Origin of the sequence: Streptomyces sp. NPDC048479 (assembly GCF_040651435.1) — a bacterium.
Classification (GTDB): Bacteria; Actinomycetota; Actinomycetes; order Streptomycetales; family Streptomycetaceae; genus Streptomyces.
Genome location: NZ_JBEZKA010000037.1, coordinates 21,740 through 33,975, shown reverse-complemented (window position 1 = coordinate 33,975; position 12,236 = coordinate 21,740). Strand labels below are relative to the sequence as shown.

The window sequence follows — 12,236 nt, the reverse complement described above, 5'->3', positions numbered from 1 at the left end:
TCGCCACTGACCCAGGGGCTGGGGCGGCGGCTTTACGCGCAATTCCACCGCTCCAAGGTCGACCGGTCGGCGTCCCGCCACGGGAACGCGGCGAGGTGGAGCTCGACCCGGCTGGTTCTCTCCGCTCGCTCTCAACGCATCAGAAGGATCAGGGGGTTCATCCATCCTGCTCGGTGATGATGGCCGTCAGAGCGGCGATGGGTGGCCAGGAGGCCTGACCCGTACGCGTGAGGAGGAAGGTGCGGCGGCGGCCGGCCAGCGGGTCCAGGCGGCGGTAGGCGACGTCCGGGCGATGGCGTTCGATGCCGGATTCGGCGAGCAGGGCGATGCCGAGGTTCGCCGCGACCAGGCTGTTGACGAGGTGGAGGCTGTCGACGCGGTGCGCGATGCGGGGAGTGAATCCGGCGATGGCACAGATGCGCTGGACGAGTTCGTCGTCGTCCGTGCCACGGGAATTGGCGATCCACCCGGTGGTGGCGAACTGGGCGAGCTCGGGCACGGTGACGGGCCGGGCGGCGTCCGGGTGGTCGGCGGGGACGGCGAGGTAGAGGGGCTGTTCATCGATCTGCTGAGCGCTCAGCTCCGGCGGCAGGGTCCGGGGGACCAGGCTGTAGTCGTACACGATGCCCAGGTCGATGCTGCCGGAGCGCAGCAGCTCCGCGGTGTGCTCCGGTTCGTGTTCGTGCACCTCCACCACGATCCGCGGGTAACGGCCGCGCAGTCGTCCGAGGGCGGGCAGGACCACCGGCTCGACGGCCGTGAAGAAGCTCGCCAGCCGCACCCGGCCGACGGGGTCGGCCGTGCCGCGCAGCTCGGACTGGGCCTGCTCGACGGAGGCGAGAATTCCCACAGCGTGTTCGACGAGCCGTTCACCGGCCGGGGTGAGCTGCACCCGTCGGCCGACCGCGGTGAGCAGTGGCACGCCCGCCTCGCTTTCCAGTACGCCGAGATGCTTGGACACGGCTGACGTTCCGTAGCCGGTGTGCGCGGCGACCGCGGCCATGGTGCCCAGCCGTTGCAGGTCGACCAGCAGGCTGAGCCGCCGCAGATCCAGGAAGTGTTCGGTGTCCGGTGCCGTCATCCTCCTATTGTCCACCTATGGTGGTTGGTGTATCCACCATTGGCCCGTGGACAGAAATGGACGAGTCCCGGTCCAATGGCACCGTGACCGCTACCGCCGCTCCCGCCACTGCCACCCCGACGGGTACGAACGACCCTTTTGGACCCCGCCGTGTGCCAGGGGCGGTGCTGGTCCTGATCGCCATGGCCGTACTGCACACGGGCAGCGCCCTGGCGACCGAGCTGTTCCCCGCGCTCGGCCCGGCCGGCACCACCTGGCTGCGCCTGAGCTTCGCCGGCATCTTCCTGCTCGCGTTCACCGGCAGGTCCCTGTGGCGGACGCTGCGGGCGGCCCGCCGCGCCGACCTTGTGGCCACCGCCCTGCTGGGCGTCGTCAGCGCCGCCATGATGCTGCTCTTCTCGGAGGCCAGCGCACGTCTTCCGCTGGGCACGGCCACCGCACTCGAGTTCCTCGGACCCCTGAGCGTCGCGGTCGTCGCCTCGCGACGGAGCAGGGAACTGGCCTGGCTCGCCGTCGCCGCAACAGGCGTCCTGCTGCTCACCGCGCCCTGGACAGGCGCCACGAGCTCGACGGGCATCCTCTTCGGACTGGGGTCGGCGGCCTGCTGGGCGCTCTACGTCGTCGGCACGGCGCACGTCGGCAGCCGTTTCAGCGCGCCGCACGCACTGGCGGTCTCGCTCAGCGTCGCCGCATTGGCCGCCGCACCTTTCGGGGCGCCTGCAGCCGTCGCGGCCCTGACCTGGCAGACCGCCGCCGCGGCAGCGGGCATCGCGGTGCTCATGCCTCTCGTGCCGTTCCTGCTGGAGATGAAGGCGCTGCAGCGCATCGGCAAGACGACCTACGGCACGCTGGCCGGCCTCGAACCGGCCGTCAGCCTGCTCGCCGGCATGGTCCTCATCGCGCAGACACCCGATGTCCTGCAACTCGCAGGAACCGCACTGGTGGTGACCGCAGGCATCGGCGCCACCCGGGCAGAGTCACGCCGCTGAACCCTTGCGACGGCTGCGGCTCCCCGCGCGCTCGCAGCCTCTCTGTCAGTGGGGACTGGGATGGTGGGGGCATGGACGAGTTGATGCGGGGCCGGGTTTACGGCGCCGACCATGATGATCCCGATCAGGGACCGCAGCCGGGGCATGTCTATCGCGAGCTGGTCGGCGGGCCGCTGGACGGGCTGTTGCTGGATGTCACCGGCTGGACGCCGAGAGAGCTCGCTGAAGGGGCGGCGCTGCCATCCGAGCTCGCCTCGCTGGGCCCCGGGGGCCGGGCAACGTATGCACCCCGGGCGGACGATCCAACACGCTGGGACTGGAAAGGCGACATTCGCTGAAGACCCTGCTATGCCCAAGGTGGCTGAGCGGCCTGAGTGTTGTTCGCTTCGCCACGGGCCCCGTGCGGCGGCGGCATTCCGGCGCGGCGGAACCGCCAAGGTGTCCGTTCCAGGGGGAGGGGGGCGGCTACCTCCGCAGGGGTGTCCGTAGACTCTGCTCCCGCTCCGGCCGCCGGCGGGAAGCGCGACCGCAGTTCGAAGGAAGGACCTTTCCACCGTGAGCCCCGTGGACCGATCAGACGCCCCCATCTACGCCAGGCTCGTGGACGAGCGGGGGGATGTCCCGGCCGAAGCACGCCGGACGGCTGAGCAGACGCAGCAGGAGCTTGAGCGGACGATGAACTTCAACGGCGTGCGCTCGTACGGGTACAGCTGATTTCCGCACGGCGCGCCCGCTGTGGCGCCGCAGCGGACTGCCGCGGCCCTCGTCAGGGCCGCGCTTCGCGGTCGTAATCGGCGCAGCGCCGGCGACAGGGTGAACCCCACCACCCGCGGTGCCTGGAAGTGCATCATCTTCGCCAACCCCTGGCGCGTTTCAGAAGTGGATCAGCGGCGTTGCTCAGCGGTCTGAGATCGCTTGGCAGTTGACTTGGGGAGACGGGCGAAGTGGCCGGTGTGGTGCTGGTTCACGGCTTGCATCACCGACCTGAGCACTTCGCCCAAGTGGCCGAGGGATCGCGAGCCTCTGGCGCTGCCGTGGTGGTTTACAGCACAGGGGTCCGGTGTCCACCGCGGCTTGCGCCCGTCCCAGTTGTGGCCGATGCACTCGATTACGACGGCCTCACGGTCACCAGGCCGGCGCCCCAAGCCGGGGCCACCTGGAACCGATATACCCCCGGCAGCCATGGGCGGTGACGCCAGAGACCCGCGCCGTGGCGGCCGGGGCCGCGTGGCTCTTTCCGGATGCCCCGCCCGGCTTCCCGCGCACGGCCCGCGCGCTGCCGCACGTCGACGCAGCGGGCCATCGGCGGGCCCGCGTACGCCGCAATTGGATCATGACTGGAATCCGTTCCCGCCGAACCGCCTTCCGCTAGATATTACTGGCGGGTAGTAGCGTTGTATCCAGCGCGCAATACATACCTGGTCCGATGGAGGGAAATCGCCCGATCGTCTCGAATCACCGGGCCGAACAACGGAGTTGTTGTCCGATGTCAGTGATACAAGCGCCGCCGGGCAAGCGCGTCAGCCACCGTGGCACAGTCGCCACGGAGACCTGGACCGCCCGTCTGCGAACCGTCGATGAACACCCCTTCTTCTTCGACCATCCGCTCGACCACTTGCCGGCGGGGTTACTCATCGACGGGGTGACCGAACTGGTCGAACACATCGCCACCACCACTGCCGCCACGGCGGTCGGCCCCCGTCCCACTTGGCAGACCCGCACCGTGGAGCTGGAGTTCGGCAGCTTCGCCGAGAAGGACCTGCCGGTGGAATTCATCGCGCGCGCCCTGCCCGGAACCCCCGGAGGCTGGCGGGTCAGCGGCCGCCAGCAGGGCCGTACGGTGTGCGACGGCAGGGTCTACGCCGCCCCGGCGCAGCCCCCGCGCACCTCGGTGCTCCCCGCGCCGCGGGCGGCGGAGGACGACCCGCCCCACCGGGCCGCCATGGTCGCCCAAGAACTGGTCCACCGGCACCGCCCCGAGAACGTCCTGCTCGCGAGCTACCGCGACCACGGTCCCGGCGGATACAGCGCCGACCTGCTCTCCCCACCCCTCGGCCACCATTTGCGCGGCCGCCAGGGCCGCGGCACGGAGTTACGTTCTCTGACCGAACTGGTTGAGGGGGCACGCCAGTTCGTGACCCTGCTGGGCCATGAAGCGCGCCAGGTGGCGTTCGACCGCCGCTATGTCGTCGCCTCGATGAAGGCCTCCACCGCCCGCACCGTACGGCGCGCTGAGCCGGTACAACTGTGGGCCGACACACTGCCCTCGGTTCACGGCGGCGACGTCCGTGTCAGGTTCAGCGCAGGCGGCCGGGAGGTCGGAGAGGCCGGCTTCAGCGGACACGCGCTCTCCCCGGCCGCGTACCGCAGGCTGCGCGGCACGACAGGGGGCGACGCACGATGAGCCACCCCGACCGCACCAACCACACCGGCCTCGAGAGCCTCTTCCCACCCGCCCTGTTCACCGCCGGACTGATCGCCCTCAGCTGGGCTCTGATCCGCGAGTGCGGCCCATGGTCCGACCCCCTGCACCGCGCCCACGCCGTGCTGATCGGCCTCTACCTGCTGTGGACCCTCCTGGAACTGCGGATCACCTTTCGCGCCACCCCGCGCGACAGCGGTGGCGATGACCGCGGCACCATGCAGTGGTACGGAGCCGCCCGGGGCGTTGTCGTCGGCACCGCTGTGTTCGTGGCCCCCTGGTGGCACAGCTGGGGTCCGCTCCAGTGGCTTTCGGCCGCCGTCTTCGTCTGCGGGGCCGCGCTGCGCCTGGCCGCGATCCGCCAACTGGGCCGCTTCTACTCGCACAAGGTGCGTACCCTCGGCGATCACCAGGTGGTCCGCAGCGGCCCGTACCGGGTGGTGCGCCACCCCGCGTACAGCGGCATGGTGCTGGCGCACGCCGGCTTCATCGGTGTCTTCGCCAATCCGCTGAGCGTGGCCGCCCTGCTGGCTCTGCTGCTCCCCGCCGTGGTGCTGCGCATCCACGCCGAGGAACAGACCCTGATGGAGCTGCGGGGATACGCCGAGTACGCGCAGGACCGCAAGCGGCTGATCCCGGCGGTGTGGTGACCCGTGACCACGACCCGAAACCGCACCCGTCACCCCGCCGGCGCCCTCTTACCGCTGCTGGCCGAGGCCCGGATGACCCCGGAGAACTCCGGGCACAAATTCGCCCGGCTCGCGCGGATGCGTGAGGCCGGACTGACCGTTCCCGCCTTCTTCGTCCTGCCGGTGGAATGGCACCGCCGCGTCACCGAACCGCTGCGCCCGCAGATCGACGCCCTGCTGCGGTCGGCGGACTTCACCGAGCCCGGCTCGGTACGAGCCACCGCCGCGCGAATCCGCGAACTGTACGCTGCGGTACCCCTGTCGGCGGACCTGGAGCAGCGGATACTCGCCGCCTTCGACCAGGTGATCGGCCCCGACGCACCGGCCGCCGTACGCGCCTGCACCGCAGGCGCCCACGGCGAGGACTCCGCCCAGGACCCCTTCGCCGGACTCAGCGACAGCTTCCTCCAGGTCCACCGCCCCTCGGTGACGGACCGGATCCGGGCCTGCTGGGCCTCGGGACACAACGCGGAGGCCCTGCTCTACCGGCACGCCCGCGGCCTGCCCCTGGACACCAGCGGCGCAGAAGGGGGCGACGGCATCGAGGTCGCCGTCGGCATCCAGACGATGGTGCCCGCGGAACGCTCCTTCGTGATGTTCACCTGCGACCCCAGGACCGGAGCCGCCGACACCGTGATCGCGGCCGGACTGGGCCTGGGCGAGGGCGTGGTGCAGGAGAAGGTCGGTGTCGACCACTACTTCCTGCGCGGCCCGGAGCAGCGGGTGGAACGCGTCGTCGCCGCCAAACCCGAACGCCTCGCCCCCGATCCGCACAGCCCAGACGCCGGACCCGTGCCGCAGCCCGTACCGCCGGAACTGCGCAACGCCCCCGTACTCGAGGACCAACAGCTGCGCGAACTGGCCGGGCTGGGCCGCACCGTACAGAAACTCTTCGGCGGGCACCCGCAGGACATCGAGGGCGCCATCACCGCCGACGGCCAGGTACACCTGGTGCAGTCCCGCCCGGTGGCGATCGATCTGACCCTGCGCCGGCTGTGGAGCCACGCCAACATCACCGAGAGCTTCCCCGGCCCCACCACGGCGCTGACCTACTCCTTCGCGCAGAAGTTCTACCGGTCGATCTTCTACGACCTCTACCGCAGGCTCGGCGTGCCCGCCCGCACCCTCCACGACAACGACCCGTACCTGGAGCGCATGATCGGGCTGCACCGCAACCGGATCCACTACGACCTTGACTCCTGGTACCGCCTGCACGGACAGCTCGCCGTCTTCCCGTTCTTCCGGGCCTCCTGGGAGTCGATGATGGGCCTGGCCGAGGGCAGCGGGCCCGGGGCGGCACCGCGCCCCTCCCCCGCGCGGCTCGCCCGGCCGATGGCCAGGGTGGTACGGCTGATCGCCGGTCATGGCAGCGCCATGAGCGCCTTCGAGATCTGGTGGGAAGCACTGATCGCCGACCGCCGGTGCGCCGACTGGTCCGCGCTTGACCCGCTGGCACGCATCCAGGACCACCGCGAGGTGTGGCGGCAGGCCGGCAACCACTGGGGCGTCACCCTGATCAACGACTCCGTGCTCAGCACCACTGCGGGCATCACCGGGAAACTGCTGGAGCGATGGGTGCCCCATGAAGGCCCCGGCCTGCTCAGCGACTTGCTCTGTGGGGACGAGTCCAATCGCAGCAGCGAGGCGGTGATGTCGGTCCTGCGCCTGGCCGACGCCGTGCGCAGCGACCCCCGGCTGTCCGCCGCGCTCCGCGCGGACCCGGATCCGGGCCCCCGCCTCTGGGAGGCCGTACGGGACGGCGTCTACGGGCAGGCCTTCCGGGCGGCGGCGCTGGAACACCTCGACCGGTACGGCGACCGCGGCCTGCAGGAGCTCAAGATGGAGCAGCCCAATCTGCGGCAGACACCGTGGGTGCTGCTGCGGATGGCCGGCGAGTACGCCGCCACCACCCTCGACGGGCCGGCACTGCGCGCGGCCGAACTCCAGGTGCGCGCCGCCGCCGAGGAGCGCCTGACGGCCGCGCTCGGCGCCCGCTCGCCCCGGCTGCGGCTGCTGCGCAGCCTGCTGGCCGCACTGCGGCGCAGCATCGGCCACCGGGAGAACTCCCGCTACTTCCGCAGCGAACTGTTCGGCTACAGCAAGGCCATCTTCGCCTCGCTGGGTGAGGACCTCCACGCGCGCGGCGTGTTGCGCGACCCCGTCGACGCCGTCCACCTCACCCAGGACGAGCTGTTCGGCTGGTACGACGGCAGCGGGGTCAGCGGCAGCCTCCAGGCCCTCGCGGACGCGCGCCGGGCGGAGTACCAGCAGCCCGGGCCGGACCTCCCGATCGGCTTCAGCACCCTGGGCCCGGTACGCGACCAGCTCCCCGACGGCCCGGCCACGGCGCCGCAGTACGAACGGCACGGCGACGGAGAACTCTCCGGCCTGGGCTCCAGCGGAGGAGTGGTCCGCGGCACCGCGCGGGTGGTGCTCGACCCGCACCATCCCGTCGAATCCTGCGAGGACCTGATCCTGGTGGCCCGGGAGACCGACCCCGGCTGGCTCTTCCTGATGCTGGGGGCGAACGGCCTGATCGTGGAACGCGGCACCCTGCTCTCGCACACCGCCATCACCGGCCGCAAGTTCAACATCCCCACGGTGGTAGCCGTCGCCGGCGCCACGACCGCCATCCCCGACGGCGCCCTGATCGAGATGGACGGTTCCACCGGCCGCATCAAGATCCTGGCGCCGCCTCCCACTGCGGCGGCCCCGGACCACGGCGGGGAGGCGGGCCGATGAGGACGGCGGCCGCTCTCGCCCGGTTCACCGGGCAGGTGTTCACGCCCCATGTGTACGTCACCTACGCCATCTTGTGGGTGCTGTCTTTGGAGGCCGCCGCCGCGGCCACCGCCCACACGCCCTGGCACCCCGGCGCCGGCACGGCCGTACGCTGCGTCTCGGCCGTACTGGTGCTGTTCTACCTGCGGGTCGTGGACGAGCAGAAAGACCTCGACTACGACCGGGAACACAACCCGGACCGCCCCCTCGTGCGGGGCACGGTCACCGTTGCCCAACTGCGCGGCGCCATGGCCGGGGTGGCCGTACTGCTCATCGCGCTCAACGCGCCGCTGTCCCCGCTCTCCCTCCTCCCGCTCGCCGTCGACCTCGGCTACGCCTGGCTGCTGGTGGTGCTGGAACGGCGGTCGGCCCGGGTCAGGGACGGCCTCCTGCTCAACCTCGCCGTCACCCACCCCGTACAGCTGCTGCTGAGCGCGTATGTGTACCTCTCCCTCATCGACTCCACCCCCGTCCCCGCCCGTTGGACGGCGTTGCCGCTCCTGCTCGTCTTCGCCTGCGTCTTCCTGCACTTCGAGTTCGCCCGCAAGACCCGCTGGTACAACGAACCCGGCTCCCGGATGTACTCCGGCGTCATCGGCCCGGTGCCCAGCGCCCTGGTGGCGCTGGGCTGGGCCGTCCTCGCCGCCGTGCTGGCCACGGCCCTGCTGCGCGACCCCCGGGCACTGCTGCCGTGCGTCCTGCTGGCTTTCCCCGGCACCGCGGCACTGCGCTTCCTGCGCGGCCGTGCCCCTGCCTGGCCGGTGCCCGCCGCGATGGTCTTCGTCGTCGGCTTCCTGCTCGCCCTGCTCACCTCGGCGCTGCTGATCCAGGCCGCCGAACCCGGAGGTATCTGATGACGACCGTGTTGATCACCGGCGCCGCCGGCTTCGTCGGCAGCGCCGTCCACCGTCAACTGCGGGGTGGTTCAGCGGAGTTACGCCTCCTGGTCCATCAGCGGCCACCGGAAGAGGACAGCGGCGCCCGCCTCGTCCCCGGCGACCTCACCCGCCCGGACACACTGCGCGGACTCTGCGAAGGTGTGGATACCCTGGTCCACCTCGCCTGCACCGTGGACGAGGACGACCCCCAAGCCTGCGAACTGGTCAACGACCGGGGCACCGCCGCGCTGATCGCCGAGGCGCGCCGGGCCGGGGTACGGCGGATCGTCCACCTCAGCACCGCCGCCGTCTACGGCGAAGGCCCGCACCGCGGCGCCGCCGAGGACGACCTCGTCCCCGCCCCGGTCTCCGCCGTGAGCCGGACACGGCTCGCGGGGGAAAGCGCGGTCCGCGCGGCCGGAGGCGTCGTACTGCGGCCGATGTTTGTGTACGGGGCCGGCGACCGATGGCTGATCCCGCAGCTCGCCCGTACCCTGACCGCGCTTCCGGTCTCCGTCGACGGTGGTCGCGCCCGGCTCTCCCTGGTCGCGGTCGAGGACCTGGCGTCGGCGGTCGCCGCGCTGGCCCGCGCCGACTGGGCGCCCGTGCCCGGCGGCGAGGTCCTCCACGTCAACCATCCCGAGCCGGTCGCGGTACGGGAACTCGCCGCGGCCCTCACCCAACACCTCGGCGTCCCTGGCCCCCAGGCCGACATCGGCTACGCCCAGGCCCGTGAAATCCTCGCGGGCCGGCCCCGCGAACTGCGCCACCTCTCCTTGTTCGGCCAGGACCACCACTACGACAGCAACGGCGTCTGGCGGCGCACCGGCCACACCCCCGGCGGCTTCGCCGCCCGTTTCGCCGCCGCCGCGCCCTGGTACCGAGCCCGTCTCGCCCCTCTCGCCCCGTCGGTGGCCGCGGCCGCCGGCCCGTCGGAATCCGAGACTCCGTGACCCCCAACGCCACCACCACCGAGACCGCCAGCACCCGCCGCGCCCCCGCGGCCCCCGGCGCGCTGCCCTTGCTCGGACACGGTCCGGCGCTGCTGCGCCGCCCCCTGGACTTCCTCTGCTCCCTACCAGCCGCCGGCCCGGTGGTACGCATCCGCCTCGGCGGTCTGCCCGCCTACGTCGTCAACGACGCGGACCTGGTCCGCAGCGTGCTGGTCGGCGAGGCCGGCCGCTTCGACCAGGGGGTGCTGATCGAGAAGGTGCGCCCCCTGCTCGGCTCCGGGGTCGGCACCGCCGACGGCGCCGAACACCGCAGGCTGCGCCGCCTGATGCAGCCCGCCTTCCACAAAGCCCGGATCGCCCGTTATGCCGCCGCCATGACCGCTGTCGCCGCTGAACGCTCCATCGCCTGGCAGCCCGGCCGGACCCTGCGTTTCGACGAGGAGATGAACGAACTCGCCCTCATCACCGTTGCCAGGGCCCTGTTCTCCTCCGACCTGGGCGCGGACGCCATCATCGAGGTGCAGCGTTCACTGCCGCTGATCCTGGACGAGATCCCTCGCCGCGCCATGCTCCCCGACGCCCTCCTACGGCTGCCCACCCCCGCCAACCGCCGCTTCGACCGGGCCGTACGGCGGCTGCGCTCGGCCACCCGCCACGTGGTGGAGGCCGCCCGCGCCGACGGCACCGACCACGGCGACCTGCTGTCCGTCCTGCTGCTCGCCGAGGACGAGGCGACCGGGGAGCGGCTGACCGACGACCAGGTCCACGACCAGCTGGTCAACATGCTGGTCGCGGGCACCGAGACCACCGGCGCCACCCTCGCCTGGACCTTCCACGAACTGGCCCGTAACCCCACCGTCGAACACCGCCTCCACCAGGAGACCGACGAGGTCCTCTCCGGACGCCCGGCGGTCTTCGAGGACATCCCGCGCCTCCCCTACACCCTGCGGGTGGTCCAGGAGGCGCTGCGCCGGTACGCGCCCTGGATCATCCTGCGGCTCTCCCCGGGCGAGGTCCTCCTCGGCGACGTGCGCATCCCGGCCGGCGCCACCGTGCTGTTCAGCCCGTACGTCCTGCACCACCAGCCGGAGTTGTACCCCGACCCGCTCGCCTTCGACCCGGACCGGTGGCTCCCCGAACGCGCCGCGAAGCTACCCAAGGGCGCATCCATCCCCTTCGGCGCGGGCAGCCGCCAGTGCCCGGGCAACGTCTTCGCCCTCACCCAGGCCGTCATCCAAGTCGCCACCATCGCCGCCCGCTGGCGCCTCCACCCGGCCCAGGGCCCCCGCATCCGCGAACTCGCCCGCGGCGCGGTCGTCCACCCCACCGCCTTGCCCATGCGCTGCCTACCACGCGAGCATTCTTACGCCCAGGAAGGCGACAGAAGCCCGAGCACGGTCTGACAACGTCAGCCGACGCCTCCTTGCGCTCCCAGCTTGATGATCCACCGAACAGGGCTGGAGGGCATCTTTCGGATCATGCCCTCGCCTGTGCGGTCCGGGCGCGAGGGAAGTCGAGGTACGCCGGCGTCACGACCAGGACCGGGACGATGGTGCACATCAGCGTCAGCCGGAGCCGGCCCTCGGTCAGGGTGGCCACCACGGCGCCTATGACAACCGCCAGAGCCCGCACCCGCACCCCGCCTGGCAGCACTTCGCCCCACCCGTGACAACACCGGGCGGGGCGAAGTGATCAGGGTCCCGAATTCGCCAACGGTATCCCGGAGGGTTCGAGGCCCTCGCAAACGCCACTAGCGATGCGGTCTCACGGCCGGTCGAGAACGATCGAGTTGATCGGTGTGAAATCGAGCTGAATGCCCATTCGCGGCAATATTTGCTTGGTGCACCGTACGCCGTTGCACCCGGTGCATGTTTCAACCCACGCATGGAACGACGAGCTCGGAGTCTGGTTGTTCACCAACCAGTGGAGACCGAACTTGTTGCTGCCCGGCCGGGGCGGCCTATGCTCGAAACGTTTGCATGTTGCCCTCGATCGATATCACCTCCCTGACCAGCCGTCAGGCCCTTGAACGCTGCACCCCCAAGAAGAAGGCTGTTCGGGGCTATTCCATGCCGGTGACAGCCATTTCACCCAGCAGCGACCAGTCGTCTTGCGGGATCTTTGCGTTCACGATCCGCGGTGTCTCGGCCAGGTGGCGCGGCAGAGTCCGCTGCGCGGTCTTGAAGTGCTCGGACTGCACGTGCGCTGCCCCGGCATCGTCGTCTCGGAAGGCCTCGACCAGCACGTACTCCGTGGGGTCCGCAATGCTCCGCGACCAGTCGAACCACAGGCAGCCCGGCTCACCGCGCGAACCGGCGGTGAAGTCGGCGACGATCTCAGGCCACTGGTCGGCGTGCTCAGGACGGACCTTGAACTTAGCCGTGATGAAAATCATCGGATTCCTCTCGCTGGACTGTCCACAGCCTCGGGAGTGGACACCGGG

General features: G+C 71.0%; 12 protein-coding genes. 9 read left to right on the top strand and 3 right to left on the bottom strand.

Annotated elements, in window-relative coordinates; genetic code table 11:
* Positions 1 to 157: 157 nt before the first annotated feature.
* On the bottom strand, positions 158 to 1,081 hold the full coding sequence (locus tag AB0D12_RS35785; RefSeq protein WP_362692635.1) for a LysR substrate-binding domain-containing protein: 924 nt from the start codon (positions 1,079 to 1,081) through the stop codon (positions 158 to 160).
* A gap of 83 nt (positions 1,082 to 1,164) precedes the next feature.
* On the opposite strand from AB0D12_RS35785, the gene AB0D12_RS35780 reads away from it, so the two are divergent.
* The 9 genes from AB0D12_RS35780 (at position 1,165) to AB0D12_RS35740 (ending at position 11,196) form a co-directional block, all read left to right on the top strand.
* Positions 1,165 to 2,070, top strand: a complete 906-nt coding sequence (locus AB0D12_RS35780) for an EamA family transporter (RefSeq protein ID WP_362692632.1) — start codon at positions 1,165 to 1,167, stop codon at positions 2,068 to 2,070.
* 71 nt (positions 2,071 to 2,141) lie between these two features.
* Positions 2,142 to 2,408, top strand: coding sequence for a hypothetical protein (locus tag AB0D12_RS35775; protein ID WP_362692629.1), 267 nt, complete (start codon positions 2,142 to 2,144; stop codon positions 2,406 to 2,408).
* Between the two features lie 226 nt (positions 2,409 to 2,634).
* Positions 2,635 to 2,784, top strand: coding sequence for a hypothetical protein (locus AB0D12_RS35770; protein ID WP_362692711.1), 150 nt, complete (start codon positions 2,635 to 2,637; stop codon positions 2,782 to 2,784).
* 772 nt (positions 2,785 to 3,556) lie between these two features.
* Entirely contained in the window at positions 3,557 to 4,474 is a 918-nt protein-coding gene (locus tag AB0D12_RS35765) for an AfsA-related hotdog domain-containing protein (protein WP_362692626.1), read from the top strand.
* A complete protein-coding gene (locus tag AB0D12_RS35760) occupies positions 4,471 to 5,142 on the top strand; it encodes an isoprenylcysteine carboxylmethyltransferase family protein (RefSeq protein WP_362692623.1) in 672 nt (223 codons plus the stop codon). The genes AB0D12_RS35765 and AB0D12_RS35760 overlap by 4 nt, the downstream gene beginning before the upstream one ends.
* Positions 5,143 to 5,145: 3 nt before the next feature.
* Positions 5,146 to 7,923, top strand: coding sequence for a PEP/pyruvate-binding domain-containing protein (locus tag AB0D12_RS35755; RefSeq protein ID WP_362692619.1), 2,778 nt, complete (start codon positions 5,146 to 5,148; stop codon positions 7,921 to 7,923).
* Complete coding sequence (locus AB0D12_RS35750) at positions 7,920 to 8,816, top strand: hypothetical protein (RefSeq protein WP_362692616.1); 897 nt, start codon at positions 7,920 to 7,922, stop codon at positions 8,814 to 8,816. The genes AB0D12_RS35755 and AB0D12_RS35750 overlap by 4 nt, the downstream gene beginning before the upstream one ends.
* Positions 8,816 to 9,793: an NAD(P)-dependent oxidoreductase gene (locus tag AB0D12_RS35745; RefSeq protein WP_362692613.1), complete on the top strand. Its 978-nt coding sequence runs from the start codon at positions 8,816 to 8,818 to the stop codon at positions 9,791 to 9,793. The genes AB0D12_RS35750 and AB0D12_RS35745 overlap by 1 nt, the downstream gene beginning before the upstream one ends.
* Positions 9,790 to 11,196, top strand: a complete 1,407-nt coding sequence (locus AB0D12_RS35740; RefSeq protein ID WP_362692610.1) for a cytochrome P450 — start codon at positions 9,790 to 9,792, stop codon at positions 11,194 to 11,196. The genes AB0D12_RS35745 and AB0D12_RS35740 overlap by 4 nt, the downstream gene beginning before the upstream one ends.
* A 73-nt stretch (positions 11,197 to 11,269) precedes the next feature.
* On the opposite strand, the gene AB0D12_RS35735 is transcribed toward AB0D12_RS35740, so the two are convergent.
* Both AB0D12_RS35735 and AB0D12_RS35730 read right to left on the bottom strand, forming a co-directional pair.
* On the bottom strand, positions 11,270 to 11,395 hold the full coding sequence (locus AB0D12_RS35735; RefSeq protein ID WP_362692607.1) for a hypothetical protein: 126 nt from the start codon (positions 11,393 to 11,395) through the stop codon (positions 11,270 to 11,272).
* Positions 11,396 to 11,855: 460 nt separating this feature from the next.
* Positions 11,856 to 12,188: a putative quinol monooxygenase gene (locus AB0D12_RS35730; RefSeq protein WP_362692605.1), complete on the bottom strand. Its 333-nt coding sequence runs from the start codon at positions 12,186 to 12,188 to the stop codon at positions 11,856 to 11,858.
* Between the last annotated feature and the right edge of the window lie 48 nt (positions 12,189 to 12,236).

Excerpts from the sequence above, each read along its gene's own strand:
- AB0D12_RS35730 (WP_362692605.1), bottom strand. The coding sequence starts at position 12,188 with ATGATTTTCATCACGGCTAAGTTCAAGGTCCGTCCTGAGCACGCCGAC.
- AB0D12_RS35765 (WP_362692626.1), top strand. The coding sequence starts at position 3,557 with ATGTCAGTGATACAAGCGCCGCCGGGCAAGCGCGTCAGCCACCGTGGC.
- AB0D12_RS35775 (WP_362692629.1), top strand. The coding sequence starts at position 2,142 with ATGGACGAGTTGATGCGGGGCCGGGTTTACGGCGCCGACCATGATGAT.
- AB0D12_RS35750 (WP_362692616.1), top strand. The coding sequence starts at position 7,920 with ATGAGGACGGCGGCCGCTCTCGCCCGGTTCACCGGGCAGGTGTTCACG.
- AB0D12_RS35760 (WP_362692623.1), top strand. The coding sequence starts at position 4,471 with ATGAGCCACCCCGACCGCACCAACCACACCGGCCTCGAGAGCCTCTTC.
- AB0D12_RS35785 (WP_362692635.1), bottom strand. The coding sequence starts at position 1,081 with ATGACGGCACCGGACACCGAACACTTCCTGGATCTGCGGCGGCTCAGC.
- AB0D12_RS35745 (WP_362692613.1), top strand. The coding sequence starts at position 8,816 with ATGACGACCGTGTTGATCACCGGCGCCGCCGGCTTCGTCGGCAGCGCC.